Genomic DNA, 14,224 nt, shown 5'->3' with positions numbered 1-14,224 from the left:
TTAAATGAAAGTCAACCAATTTCCGGATCGAATAATTGAAATCGAAAATGAAGAATACCTCTATTTTGGAGGGACGGCTTATTTGGGTTTACCAACGCATCCCGAATTTCAAAAACTGCTTATTAAAAATATTTTGCAATGGGGCACGGCTTATGGAAGTTCGAGAAGTGCCAATATTCAGCTAACCGCCTACGAAAAAGGTGAACAATTTTTAGCCAATTACATCAAAGCAGATACTGTACTCACCCTTTCTTCCGGTATGCTGGCGGGCAAATTAGTTATTGAAGCATTAACACCTGAAACCGATTGCTTTTTTCATTTTCCGGATACGCATACTGCCATCAAAGCACAAAACAGTCTTCCTTTTTTTATTGGAGAAAAATTAAATCCTCGTTTGCTGGATAACGCAACTGAAAAAATCACGATTCTTACAGATTCAGTTCCTTCATTTCATATTAAACCAATCGATCTTACTATAATAAATTCGATTCCGTACAATAAAGAAATTACTTTGGTTATTGATGAATCACATTCGCTTGGAATTTTGGGTATGAATGGTTGCGGAATTTTTTCGACAATCAATCTTCCCAATATTAAAAGAAAAATTATGGTATCCTCTTTAGGGAAAGCCTTTGGATTGACAGGTGGTGTAATTGCCTGTGATTCTGAGTTTATTAATCAAATAGCAAGTCACGACACTTTTGTTTCCGGTGCCGGAATGAATGCTGCATTTGTACAGACAATGGCTGATGCGGACAATATTTATTTGCAACAGCATCAAAAACTAAAAGACAATCTTCAACATATAGATGTAAATTTGATTAAAAACAAAGTAATTCATTTTGATTCAAATTATCCTTTAATTTATCCAGAAATAGAAGGATTAAATGAAATTTTCACAGCAAATAAAATTATCGTAACCAATTTTAAATACCCGACCGACAGTAAAAATCTAAATCGAATTGTAATTACTGCGAATCACCAAAAAGAAGATTTGGATACCATAATTCACATTCTGAACCAAAATCAATTCTAAATCTAAAATTGTGGTGCAATTGCTTTTAAACCGTACCTTTGTAAAAAATTAGAATATGATGACAAACAACGATATCTTTAAAAAACTTCGTGTAGCCTTAATGTTACGTGACGATCAAATAGTTGAAATATTAGAATTAGTAGATTTTAGAATCACTAAATCAGAATTGGGTGCTTTTTTCCGTGATGAAAAACATGAAAATTATATGGAATGTGGTGACCAAGTGTTGCGCAATTTCCTAAATGCATTGGTAATTCACTTGCGAGGAACCAAAGAAAATCCAAAAAATCCAAACGATGTTTTAGCTAAACACAAAGCTCAAATTCCTGTAAAAGAAGGCGCTTCAGAAAGAACTGAATTCAAAGCAAAGCCAAGAGACGAAGAAAGATCAAGAGGTGACGAAAGTCCTTCAAAATCCAAACCTGCTGCTAAGAAACCGTTCAAAAAACAATTCTCAAAAGGAACTCCAAAAGTTCAAGTAGTGGAGAAAGTAAAATTTAATTTCGGTAAGAATAAAAAATCATAAGTAGTGCAGATTTGTTTGCCTCTACTAAATTAAAGCAAAAAAATCCTGAACTCTCGTTCAGGATTTTTTTTATATCTTTAAAAATGTCTCAATCAAAAATACTTTAAGAACTGCAGCTTAACATAGAACATCCGACTTTATCTCTCGCCCAATCGGGCCTTTTGGCAAACCATTTTTGCAAATTCGGTTGTTCGTTATAAGGATTTTTAAGCATTTCAAATAATTCGTTCAGCAACGAATAATCTCCCTTATCCGCGTCATCAATACACAACTGCGCCATGTAATTTCGCAATACATATTTTGGATTCACTGTATTCATTTGCTCTTTTCTTTCAGAATCAGAAAGTGTTTCTTCATTGATTCGAATAGTGTATTTCTCAAACCAATCGTGCCAATCTTTCAATATTGCTTCATTCAAATCCTTTTCATTATAGAAGGCGTCTTTTATGGTATTGAAAGCATTTATTACAATATCCGCTTTGGTAACAGTACTCAGGTTCCTAAAGAAAATAGTCATATCAGTTTCTACTCGTTCCAACAATTGAGTCAAACTCTGAATCAAAACTACATCTTGTTCTTTTTTGATTTGGAAACCAAGTTTATTTTGCATCATATTCAAATACTCCTTTTCGTACTCTACACTAAAAGCATCTAAAATAGTTTCCAGCGGTTTCACTTCCTTTATCAAAGGATACAATGCGTTTGCCAATTGATACAGATTCCAAAGCGCAATTTCAGGTTGATTGCCAAAACGGTATCTTTTATGCTGTATATCGGTTGTATTGGGCGTCCAACTGGAGTTGTAATCGTCCAACCAACCGTAAGGACCGTAATCAATGGTGATGCCGTGAATAGACATATTATCGGTATTCATAACCCCATGAACAAAACCTACGCGTTGCCAATGAACAATCATCTTGAGTGTAGTTTGGGTAACTTCTTGAAAAAAGGCCAGGTATTTTTCGACACCTTCTTGTTGAATATGAGGAAAATGATGTTTAATGGTAAAATCCGCCAATAATTTGAGATTAACATAATCTTCCCGAGCTGCAAATAATTCAAAACTTCCAAAACGAATAAAAGAAGGAGCTACTCTACAAACAATGGCGCCTTTTTCATAGGCAGGATTTCCATTATACAGAACATCACGCAATACTTGATCTCCAGAAAGCATTAGCGAAAGCGAACGTGTGGTAGGAACTCCCAAATAATGCATTGCTTCGGCACATAAATATTCTCGAATGGAAGAACGCAATACGGCAAAACCATCTGCAGTTCGGGAATATGGTGTTGGCCCTGCTCCTTTTAGTTGCAAAGTGTATGTTTTATTATCATGAACTACTTCGGTAAGATTGATAGCACGACCATCTCCTAATTGTCCAGCCCAATTCCCAAATTGATGTCCGGCATAACATAAGGCAAAAGGTTTCGTTTCCGGAAAAACAGTACTTCCTGAAAAAGTATTTAAAAAATCAGCGGAAAGTATATCTTCCTGAGAAAGACCAATAGCATTAGCCACTTCAATCGAAGCGTGAATCAGCGATGGATTTGAAGGTTTTTTTGGCAAAACAAACGAATAACAAGCTTGTTGCACTTGCCTTGGCATATTGATATCACTCGTATCAGCAGGTAGCTCGGCTATAAAATTATTTTGCAAATGAAGTTTCATAATATTTAAAAAAGAATTTTTTACAATAGTAAAGGTAACGGTTGTAAGTCAGTATTATTTATACTTTTATTTATTTTTATGATTTTTAAGTCCTAAAAATTCTAGCTATAAAAAAACATGTCCCATAAAAATAGATTTCAAAAAACAAAAAATCTACAGGTAAAAACAAAAAAATCCTGAGCTTTCACTCAGGATTTTTTAAAATATATAACAATTTTCTAATTAAGAAAGTGCTGCTTTTACTTGGTCAGCTGCTTCTTGAAATTCAACAGCAGATAAAATTGGCATTCCTGAATTATCAATTAATTCTTTTGCGATAGCTGCATTTGTACCTTGTAAACGAACAATGATTGGTACTTTAATTGCATCACCCATATTTTTGTAAGCATCAACAACTCCTTGCGCCACACGGTCACAACGAACGATTCCACCAAAAATATTAATCAAAATTGCTTTTACGTTTTGATCTTTTAAGATAATACGGAAAGCAGTTTCAACACGTTTTGCATCAGCAGTTCCACCTACGTCAAGGAAGTTAGCAGGCTCAAAACCAGCATACTTAATTAAATCCATGGTTGCCATAGCTAAACCAGCTCCGTTCACCATACATCCTACTGTACCGTCAAGATCAACATAGTTTAAACCTACTTCTTTTGCTTCAACTTCGATTGGGTTTTCCTCACGAACGTCACGCATGTCAGCATATTTCTTTTGTCTGTATAAAGCATTATCATCGATATTTACTTTAGCATCTACAGCCATAATTTTATTATCAGATGTTTTTAAAACCGGGTTGATTTCAAACATCGAAGCATCAGATCCAATATAAGCATTGTATAAAGAATCGATGAATTTCACCATTTCTTTGAAAGCATTTCCAGAAAGACCTAAGTTAAAAGCAATTCTTCTTGCTTGAAAACCTTGTAATCCAACAGAAGGATCAACCTCTTCAGTAAAAATTAAATGTGGAGTGTGCTCCGCAACTTCTTCAATATCCATTCCACCTTCAGTAGAATACATAATCATGTTACGACCTGTAGCTCTATTCAATAAAACAGAAACATAAAACTCAGAAGTTTCACTTTCACCAGGATAATAAACATCTTCAGCGATTAAAACTTTGTGTACTTTTTTACCCTCAGCAGAAGTTTGAGGAGTTATCAATTGCATTCCGATGATTTGCTCTGAAATCTCTTCTACTTGTTGTAAATTTTTGGCAAGTTTAACTCCACCACCTTTTCCACGTCCACCTGCATGAACTTGGGCTTTTACAACATACCAACTTGTACCAGTTTCGGTAGTTAATTGTTTTGCAGCAGCAACCGCTTCTACTGGGCTATTAGCAACGATTCCGCGTTGAATGCGAACTCCGTAGCTAGCTAAAATCTCTTTTCCTTGATATTCGTGTATGTTCATAATATAGAATTTGTCTGGATTCTGAATTTATTTCAGAATAAAAGTGGCACAAAAATAGCAAAATTAAACTTAAGTGTTATTTTTTTTTCAATTTAAATGGAGTCTAAATTTAGATATTTTAAACCCGGCAATAACAGGCATCAAATTATAAAAAATATAAAAATTAATTACTAATTTGTTATAAATATTGAAGAAAAACCATCAGTAAAACATTTCTCTCAAAATTCCGGGCTTTAAGGCTCAAATTTCATTTTGTTTTTGTCGAAAAATCAAATCAGATGTCCTTAAATCTTATTATTGTGATTTATTTAACCTTTTTCTATTAGAACTGTAAAAACAAGGCGTTTTTAACTTTTAAGCCTGTTATATGTTACTAAATCTTTAATTTTGTAAAAAAAAATATTAAGCATGAAAGTTAAAGAACAAGGCCTTTATTTGCCCGAATTTGAACACGACAATTGCGGAGCAGGATTCATTTGTAATTTGAATGGAATTAAATCAAATGATATTATACACAAAGCACTGGACATTCTAATCAAATTAGAACACCGTGGTGCTGTGAGTTCAGATGGCAGAACTGGAGATGGAGCTGGAATATTATTTGATATCCCTCATGATTTTTTTAAGAAAGTATGTGATTTTGAAATCCCAGAAGCTAGACAATATGCTGTAGGAATGGTTTTTATGCCTAAAAGTCCAAACCAAGTAGCTTTTTGTAAAACAACTTTTGAAGCATCAATACGTGATCAAAATTTAGAAGTTTTAGGATGGAGAGATGTCCCTGTAGATGTTTCTAATTTGGGTCAAATTGCTGCTGAAAAAGAACCAACCGTTAAACAAGTATTTGTTGGTAAAAATGGATTAGACCTTACAGAACAACAATTTAACGCCAAAATGTTTGCGGGAAGAAAAATTGCTGAGCATACAATCAGGAATTCACGAATTTCAGAAAGTTACAGATTCTATTTTTCAAGTTTCTCCACTACAACCATTATATACAAAGGTTTGTTGATGCCGGAAGACATCAGTAGATACTATACTGATTTGTTAGACGATGACTTGGTAACCAGATTAGCTTTGGTTCACCAACGTTTCTCTACCAATACATTTCCATCTTGGGAATTGGCACAACCTTTCCGTTACATGTGCCACAATGGTGAAATCAATACACTTCGCGGGAATATTAGCCGTATGCGTGCTCGTGAAGAACTGATGAAAAGTGATGTTTTTGGTGATGACATCAAAAAATTATTCCCAATTATTTTAGAAGGAAAATCAGATTCGGCTTCAATGGATATGGTAATTGAACTGTTATTGATGACAGGTCGTTCTCTACCGGAAGCAATGATGATGGTTGTTCCTGAAGCTTGGGAAAAACACCAAACCATGTCGGAAGACAAAAAAGCGTTTTACGAATACAATGCATGCATCATGGAACCATGGGACGGACCAGCTTCTATTCCTTTTACAGATGGTAACGTTATTGGTGCTTTATTGGATAGAAATGGATTGCGTCCATCTCGTTATACATTGACTAAAAGTGGTTTTGTAATTATGTCTTCAGAGATTGGTGTTCTTGATATCAAACCAGAAGATGTGATTCAACACGGTCGTTTAGAACCAGGAAAAATGTTTTTGGTTGACATGAACGAAGGTCGTATCATTGAAGATGATGAGATTAAAAATGCGATTGTAACCAAACGTCCTTACAAACAATGGTTGGATGAAAATTTATTGCAATTAGCAAAAATCCCTTATACTGACAATCCAATCCCTACGGAAAATATTGATTTCGAAACAAGACAACGTTTGTTTGGTTACACAATAGAGGATTTAAAAACAATCATAAACCCAATGGGAGCTGAAGGTGCAGAAGCATTAAGTTCTATGGGTAACGATACTCCGCTAGCTGTTTTATCTGATCAGCCACAACTGTTATACAACTATTTCAAACAATTATTTGCTCAGGTTACCAATCCACCTTTGGATGGTATTCGTGAAGAAATCATTACTGATATCAGTTTAGCGATTGGTGGAGATTTTAATATTTTTGATATTGAGCCTAAGCATTGTAAAAAATTAAAAATACAAAATCCTGTAATTTCAAACGAGGATTTAGATAAAATAAGAAATATTGATCATGCTGATTTCAAATCAGTCACTATTTCTACATTATACGATATAAAAAAAGGAGTAAACGGGCTAGAACGCGCTTTGGAAAGAGCAGTTCAGGCGACTTTCAAAGCAGTTTCAGAAGGTTGCAACATTGTGATTCTTTCGGATAGAGGAGTAAGCGAAAAAATGGCTCCAATACCAATGTTATTGGCGTGTTCTTATATTCATCATTCGCTTAACATTCTGAAAGTTCGTTCTAAATTTGGAATCATAATAGAATCCGCAGAACCTCGCGAACCACATCATTTTGCCTTACTATTTGGTTATGGTGCCAGCGCAATTAATCCTTACATGGTAAATGAAATTATTCATAACCAAGTTAACCAAGGTTTTATCACTGGTGTAAAAGCAGATTATGCTATTAAAAACTATAATAAAGCTATTGCAAAAGGGATTCTGAAAATCATGAATAAAATTGGTATCTCTACTTTACATTCGTATAGAGCGGCACAAATTTTTGAAATTTTAGGATTAAACAAAACATTCACTTCTAAATATTTCCCATACACTCCTTCCAGAATTGAAGGAATTGGGCTAATGGAAGTAGAAAAAGAAATCAAGAAAAGGTACCAAAAAGCATTTCCAAATTCAAAAGTCAGCAATTTATTGCCTTTAGAAATTGGAGGTATTTACAGATGGAGAAGATCAGGAGAAAAACACATGTTTAATCCAACGACGATTTCTAAATTGCAACAAGCAGTACGTTTAAACAGTCCTGAGAGTTATAAAGAATACTCTAAAATGGTGAACGATCAAAGTGAAAACTTGATGACCATCAGAGGTTTATTTGAATTCAATAACTTAGATCCTATTTCAATTGACGAAGTGGAGCCTTGGACAGAAATTGTAAAAAAATTCAAAACTGGAGCCATGTCTTATGGATCTATCAGCCAAGAAGCTCATGAAAATCTAGCGATTGCAATGAACAGAATTGGTGGAAAAAGTAATTCTGGAGAAGGTGGAGAAGATTCTAAACGTTTCCAAAAAGACTTAAATGGTGATTCTAGAAATAGTGCTATTAAACAAGTTGCTTCTGGAAGATTTGGGGTTTCTATCAACTATTTGACAAATGCCAAAGAGATTCAAATAAAAATGGCTCAGGGTGCAAAACCTGGAGAAGGTGGTCAATTACCAGGCGAAAAAGTAGTGCCATGGATTGCTGAAGTAAGAAATTCTACACCTTATGTTGGATTAATTTCACCTCCGCCACACCATGATATTTATTCTATTGAAGATTTATCACAGTTAATTTTTGATTTAAAAAATGCTAATCGTGAAGCTCGAATTAATGTAAAATTAGTTTCTGAAGTGGGTGTTGGAACAATCGCTGCCGGTGTTGCTAAAGCAAAAGCAGACGTGATTTTGATTTCAGGATACGACGGAGGAACCGGAGCTGCACCATTAACATCACTGCAACATACTGGTATTCCTTGGGAACTTGGATTAGCCGAAGCACAACAAACATTAATTCTAAATGATTTAAGAAGTCGTGTAGTTTTAGAATGTGACGGACAATTGAAAACAGGGCGTGATGTTGCTATCGCTGCATTACTTGGAGCTGAGGAATTTGGTTTTGCAACCGCTCCTTTAGTAGCATCTGGTTGTATTATGATGAGAGCATGTCACTTGAATACGTGTCCTGTAGGTATCGCTACTCAAGATCCTGAATTGAGAAAAAATTTCAAAGGAACACCGGAACACATCATCAACTTCATGTATTTTATTGCTGAGGAGTTGAGAGAAATCATGGCACAACTTGGATTTAGAACATTAAAAGAAATGGTGGGACAATCTCAAAAATTGAATGTCAATAAAGCCATCAAGCATTATAAAGCAAGTGGATTAGATTTATCTACTATTTTATATAAACCAGAAAAAGCTAAAGAAGTTCCAAACCACAATACGACTACACAAGACCATGCTTTAGACCATGTACTTGATTTTGAAATTATAAAAGCGGCTATTCCTTCTATTTATAGAAAAGAAAAAACAAGAGTTACTTTTGATATCAAAAACACAGATCGTTCCGTTGGAGCTATATTGAGTAATGAAATTTCAAAAATATATGGTGCACAAGGTTTACCTGAGGACACAATATTAGTTGATTTTACAGGTTCTGCCGGACAAAGTTTTGGTGCTTTTGCAACAAATGGTCTATCTTTTAAAATACATGGAAACTGTAATGATTATTTAGGAAAAGGACTTTCTGGAGGTAAATTAATTATAAAAGTCCCTCCTACTGCTACTTTCAAACCAGAAGAAAATATCATTATTGGTAACGTGGCACTTTACGGAGCAATCACTGGTGAAGCTTATATTAATGGTATGGCTGGAGAACGTTTTTGTGTAAGAAATTCTGGAGCAACAGCTGTTGTAGAAGGGATTGGAGATCATGGATGCGAATACATGACCGGAGGAACTGTAGTGGTTTTAGGAAAAACAGGAAGAAATTTTGCTGCAGGAATGAGCGGTGGTATTGCTTATGTTTTTGATCCAAATAAAAAATTCGATGCTACATTATGTAATATGGAAATGGTCGCTTTTGAAACATTGGAAGATGATGACTTTACTAAACTGAGACGTTTGATAAAAAATCATTCTATGTATACCAATAGTCCTTTGGCAAAAAGGATTTTAGAAGATTGGGAAAACCAACGCAACCATTTTATCAAAGTAATGCCTACTGATTACAAAAAAGCATTACAGAGATTGGCAGAAGAAAAAAAAATTGAAGAACTAATAGCACTATAGTCATGGGAAAGATAGGAGGATTTAAAGAATATACTAGAACCGACGAAAGTAATGTTGCTGTTCCAGAAAGAGTATCGAATTATGATGAATTTACAATTCCGTTAACCAAAGATAAAATCAAAGAACAAGGATCCAGATGTATGGATTGTGGGATTCCATTTTGCCACAGTGCCTGTCCATTAGGAAATTTGATTCCAGATTTTAATGACATGGTACATCAGGAAGAATGGGAAAGTGCATTGAAAATATTGCAATCAACCAATAACTTTCCAGAATTCACAGGCCGTTTATGCCCTGCTCCATGTGAAAAATCATGTGTATTAGGAATTATAAGCGAGCCAGTAGCTATCGAGAATATTGAAAAAAATATTATCGAAAGAGGTTTCGCTGAAGGTTGGATTAAACCACAACCACCAGAAGTTAGAACAGGAAAAACAGTAGCTGTAATAGGCTCTGGCCCTGCTGGTTTAGCGGCTGCACAACAATTAAATCGTGCAGGACACACTGTTACGGTTTTTGAAAGAGACAATACCATTGGAGGATTATTACGTTATGGGATTCCAAATTTCAAATTAGAAAAAGGAATTATCGACAGACGTGTTGCTGTTCTAGAAGCTGAAGGAATTACTTTTAAAACTAATGTAAATGTTGGTGTAAACTATAGTGTTGAAGAATTAAATTCTTTTGATTCTATCGTATTATGTGGTGGTGCAACCGAAAGACGAAGCTTGCCTACCAAAGGAATAGAAAGCAAAGGAGTTGTTCAGGCAATGGACTTTTTAACGCAACAAACTAAAGTATTGTACGGAGAATCCATTCCAGATCAAATTAAAGCAACTGGTAAAGATGTTATCGTTATTGGTGGTGGAGATACAGGTTCAGATTGTATTGGAACTTCAAACAGACACGGTGCAAAATCAGTTACTAATTTTGAGATTTTACCAAAACCACCAGTTGGAAGAAGTGAAACTACTCCTTGGCCATTTTGGCCACTGCAATTAAAAACATCTTCTTCACATGAAGAAGGTTGTAATAGAAACTGGCTAATCAATACCAAAGAATTTATTTCTAATGAAAAAGGAGAACTTGTTGGTTTAAAAACCGTTGAAGTGGCTTGGAAAATGACACCTGGACAAAGACCTGAATTGATAGAAAAAGAAGGTTCTGAAAAAGTTTGGCCTTGTGATTTAGCTTTATTGGCACTTGGATTTACAGGTCCGGAGAAAACTTTAAGCGATCAATTAGGATTAGAAATTGATATGAGAAGCAATTTTAAAGCGACTAATTATCAAACTAATGTTCCTCATATATTTACTGCTGGTGACATGCGAAGAGGACAATCTTTAATTGTATGGGCAATATCTGAAGGTCGTGAAGCTGCCAGAGAAGTTGATAAATACTTGATGGGTTATACCAATTTACCTACCAAAGGAAATGGCGATTTACCCAACTTATAGGTTTGAATAACATTTTATAACCCTTGATAGAAAAATTTGTCAAGGGTTATTTTTTTTTATAAAATTTCAAATAAATGTTTAATTTATAACTTTTTGTTAGAATTTGTTAGAATTCATTTATTAGCTTGTGGGACTAAATAAAGAATAATAAATTTGCTCAAAATTAATAATCATGCAATCAAAAGACTTACTACAATTAGCAGAACAATTTGGCAGTCCATTATACGTTTATGATGCCGAAAAAATACAATCTCAATACAACAGATTAACGAAAGCTTTTTCAAAGGTAGATAAGTTGCGCATCAATTATGCAATGAAGGCTTTGTCAAATGTTGCTATACTTCAGTTATTGAAAGAAATGGGGTCAGGATTAGATACTGTTTCAATTCAAGAAGTATTATTAGGACTTCATGCCGGCTACGACCCAGACAAAATATTTTATACTCCAAATGGTGTTTCTCTTGAAGAAATTGAAGAAGTATCGGCGATGGGAGTTCAAATAAATATTGACAACTTATCCATATTAGAGCAATTTGGTACAAAATACCCAAATGTTCCAGTATGTATTAGAATAAATCCGCACGTGATGGCAGGTGGAAATGCAAATATATCTGTTGGTCATATTGATAGTAAATTTGGTATTTCTGTTCACCAATTACCTCATTTAGTTCGTATTGTTGAAAATACTAAAATGAACATTGTGGGAATTCATATGCATACCGGTTCTGATATTTTAGATATCGAAGTCTTTTTATACGCTGCTGAAATATTGTTTGATGCCGCTAGAAACTTTAAAAATCTTGAATTCTTAGACTTTGGAAGTGGATTTAAAGTACCATATAAGAAAGATGATATCGAAACTGACATTGAAGAATTAGGTAAAAAATTATCCAAAAGATTCAATGCCTTTTGTACTGAATACGGGAAAGAATTAACATTAATATTTGAACCTGGGAAATTTTTAGTAAGTGAAGCAGGTTTCTTTTTGGCTAAAGTAAATGTAGTTAAACAAACTACTTCGACTGTTTTTGCAGGAATAGATAGTGGTTTTAACCATTTGATCAGACCAATGTTTTATGGTTCACAACATCATATCGAAAACATATCACATCCAAAAGGGAAAGAACGTTTCTACTCCGTAGTAGGATATATTTGCGAGACGGATACTTTTGCAAATAATAGAAAAATTGCAGAAATAAAAGAAGGTGATATTTTATCTTTTAGAAATGCAGGAGCCTATTGCTTCTCTATGGCATCCAACTATAACTCTAGGTACAAACCGGCCGAAGTGTTATGGATGAATGGTGAAGGGCATTTAATAAGAGCGCATGAAACCTTTGAAGATTTATTAAAAAATCAAATTCCGCTGCCAGTTGCAGCAACAACAGCATAAATAAAAAATCCCATTCGCTAATGCAAATGGGATTTTTTAATAATACGCAATACTATTATTTCTTATCTAACAGCGTATCTAAAACTTCAGATTCAGTTCCATTAGGAAATGGAATTTTCAACATTTGTGAAAGGGTTGGTGCTATTTGAGTAATGAATTTTTTAGTGTGCAATTCTCCTTTTGGAACTTGCCATCCATAAAAAAGCAAAGGCACGTGTGTATCATAACTATTTGGTGAACCATGAGTAGTCCCTGTGGCTTGATATTGCATATAGCCTGTTTTATCAAGTATAACAATATCACCGTTTTGTTTAGGATCATAGCCTTTAGAAATAAAACTTAAAAAATAGTCATCTCCTGACGAAGCTAAAATTTCTTCTTCAGTATACACTCTTTTAACTTGTTCTTGCGTCATCAAAAAATCTTTAAAACTTTGCTTCACTTTGGCTAATTCTAAACCTTTCTGTTTAATAATTTCTTTATTGAAAAAAAGATTAAAGTTAGAATAATCTAATATTAAATCAGCGCCAAAAGTTTCGTTAGAATGTTTTTTTAATGCCTCTACAATGTCTTTCGAAGGAATATTCTTCACATTATATTTATTATCTTTTAGATAATTTGGATTTTCAGCACCAGCGTGATCAGCAGTCAGAAAAAGCAAGTAATTATCCTTTCCAACCGTTTTATCTAAATAGTTTAAAAACTGAGCCAACGTTTGATCTAAACGCAAATAAGTATCCTGCAACTCCATTGAACGTGGTCCAAAAGTATGTCCAACATAATCCGTTGAAGAAAAACTAACCGTCAAAAAATCCGTAATTTCATCTTTGCCTAACTCTTCTTTTTCTATAGCTTTCATGGCTAACTCTGCCAAAATATCATTCCCAAAAGGGGTAGTTCTCAAAACATCTGCTCCTTTTTCTTTATACATTTTACTTAAATCGTATGGGAAAACCGGTGCATTAGCTTTATCTAACTTTCCTTCATAAGGATTGTCATCAGGAAGACTTTCATTATAAGTGGCAATGGGATTCAATAAATTCCATCCTTTATTGATGTAATTCATGTATCGCTTTTCTTGGTTAAATTCAGTTACCCAATTCGGTAGTGCTGAACCGTAAAAAGTACTTGAGATAAAAGCTCCAGTTTTACTGTACCAAAATGCCCAATTAGCAAAATGACCCGCAGGCAAAATTGCTCCACGATCTTTTACACTCATCCCAATTACTTTCCCTTTAAAATTTGTCGCCATCCGCAACTCATCTGTAATGGTGGTGCTTAACAAATTTTTTGGGGACATTGCTCCCTCTTTTTCTGTTCCGTCACCTACTGTTTTAACTGAAGCATCATCAGTACAATACATATCTTTTCCAGTAGCTTTATTAAACCAATCATTCCCTACAATACCATGAGTACATGGAGTAGTTCCAGTATAAATACTCGCGTGACCCGGTGCAGTATAAGTAGGTACATAATTATAATGCATATTGTGAAAAGTATAGCCATTAGTCATCAATCTTTTAAAACCATTCGCAGAAAAATCATCTGAAAAACGATATAGATATTCCATTTTCATTTGGTCTACCACTATACCTACCACTAATTTTGGGCGTTGTTGAGCTTGTGAGTTTAAAGACATAATAAATGTCAAAAACAAAATAATTCTTTTCATATTATATTTTTATTTGATTGTCCGTTTTTAGTCATAATCCTGTAATACTTGCTATTACTAGCCTATCGAATAATTTTTCCTCAAAATACCGTCTGTTAAGCTTGTAAACGAACTCGTTTAGGTATAATT

At 34.3% G+C, this 14,224-nt stretch carries 8 protein-coding genes and 1 pseudogene; 5 read left to right on the top strand and 4 right to left on the bottom strand.

The features are described from left to right. The first annotated feature begins 4 nt into the window (after positions 1-4). Positions 5-1,036: an aminotransferase class I/II-fold pyridoxal phosphate-dependent enzyme gene (locus QLS31_RS14855; RefSeq protein WP_282744491.1), complete on the top strand. Its 1,032-nt coding sequence runs from the start codon at positions 5-7 to the stop codon at positions 1,034-1,036. 58 nt (positions 1,037-1,094) lie between these two features. Next, positions 1,095-1,562: a DUF1456 family protein gene (locus QLS31_RS14850; RefSeq protein WP_282744503.1), complete on the top strand. Its 468-nt coding sequence runs from the start codon at positions 1,095-1,097 to the stop codon at positions 1,560-1,562. A gap of 103 nt (positions 1,563-1,665) precedes the next feature. Here the strand turns inward: QLS31_RS14850 and QLS31_RS14845 are convergent, their stop codons facing one another. After that, complete coding sequence (locus QLS31_RS14845) at positions 1,666-3,234, bottom strand: protein adenylyltransferase SelO (RefSeq protein ID WP_282744502.1); 1,569 nt, start codon at positions 3,232-3,234, stop codon at positions 1,666-1,668. Positions 3,235-3,453: 219 nt separating this feature from the next. Further along, positions 3,454-4,647, bottom strand: coding sequence for an ADP-forming succinate--CoA ligase subunit beta (gene sucC, locus QLS31_RS14840; protein WP_099716000.1), 1,194 nt, complete (start codon positions 4,645-4,647; stop codon positions 3,454-3,456). Between the two features lie 408 nt (positions 4,648-5,055). Between sucC and gltB the strand changes: the two genes are divergently transcribed. From gltB to lysA, 3 genes are all read left to right on the top strand, one after another. Beyond that, positions 5,056-9,573: a glutamate synthase large subunit gene (gltB, locus tag QLS31_RS14835; protein WP_282744490.1), complete on the top strand. Its 4,518-nt coding sequence runs from the start codon at positions 5,056-5,058 to the stop codon at positions 9,571-9,573. 2 nt (positions 9,574-9,575) lie between these two features. Next, a complete protein-coding gene (locus QLS31_RS14830; protein ID WP_282744489.1) occupies positions 9,576-11,030 on the top strand; it encodes a glutamate synthase subunit beta in 1,455 nt (484 codons plus the stop codon). A 172-nt stretch (positions 11,031-11,202) separates the two neighbouring features. Continuing rightward, complete coding sequence (gene lysA / locus QLS31_RS14825) at positions 11,203-12,423, top strand: diaminopimelate decarboxylase (RefSeq protein WP_099716003.1); 1,221 nt, start codon at positions 11,203-11,205, stop codon at positions 12,421-12,423. Between the two features lie 55 nt (positions 12,424-12,478). On the opposite strand, the gene pafA is transcribed toward lysA, so the two are convergent. Beyond that, positions 12,479-14,095, bottom strand: coding sequence for an alkaline phosphatase PafA (gene pafA / locus QLS31_RS14820; protein ID WP_282744488.1), 1,617 nt, complete (start codon positions 14,093-14,095; stop codon positions 12,479-12,481). Positions 14,096-14,126: 31 nt separating this feature from the next. Beyond that, positions 14,127-14,224, bottom strand: a pseudogene (locus QLS31_RS14815) (IS1595 family transposase); the annotation flags it as partial.

This window comes from Flavobacterium sp. XS2P24 (assembly GCF_030010285.1).
Lineage (GTDB): Bacteria > Bacteroidota > Bacteroidia > Flavobacteriales > Flavobacteriaceae > Flavobacterium > Flavobacterium algoritolerans.
The sequence above is the reverse complement of the archived record's forward strand: the minus strand, read 5'-3'. Positions and strand labels throughout refer to the sequence as shown.

Excerpts from the sequence above, each read along its gene's own strand:
- QLS31_RS14855 (WP_282744491.1), top strand. The coding sequence starts at position 5 with ATGAAAGTCAACCAATTTCCGGATCGAATAATTGAAATCGAAAATGAA.
- QLS31_RS14850 (WP_282744503.1), top strand. The coding sequence starts at position 1,095 with ATGACAAACAACGATATCTTTAAAAAACTTCGTGTAGCCTTAATGTTA.
- sucC (WP_099716000.1), bottom strand. The coding sequence starts at position 4,647 with ATGAACATACACGAATATCAAGGAAAAGAGATTTTAGCTAGCTACGGA.
- gltB (WP_282744490.1), top strand. The coding sequence starts at position 5,056 with ATGAAAGTTAAAGAACAAGGCCTTTATTTGCCCGAATTTGAACACGAC.
- QLS31_RS14830 (WP_282744489.1), top strand. The coding sequence starts at position 9,576 with ATGGGAAAGATAGGAGGATTTAAAGAATATACTAGAACCGACGAAAGT.
- lysA (WP_099716003.1), top strand. The coding sequence starts at position 11,203 with ATGCAATCAAAAGACTTACTACAATTAGCAGAACAATTTGGCAGTCCA.
- pafA (WP_282744488.1), bottom strand. The coding sequence starts at position 14,095 with ATGAAAAGAATTATTTTGTTTTTGACATTTATTATGTCTTTAAACTCA.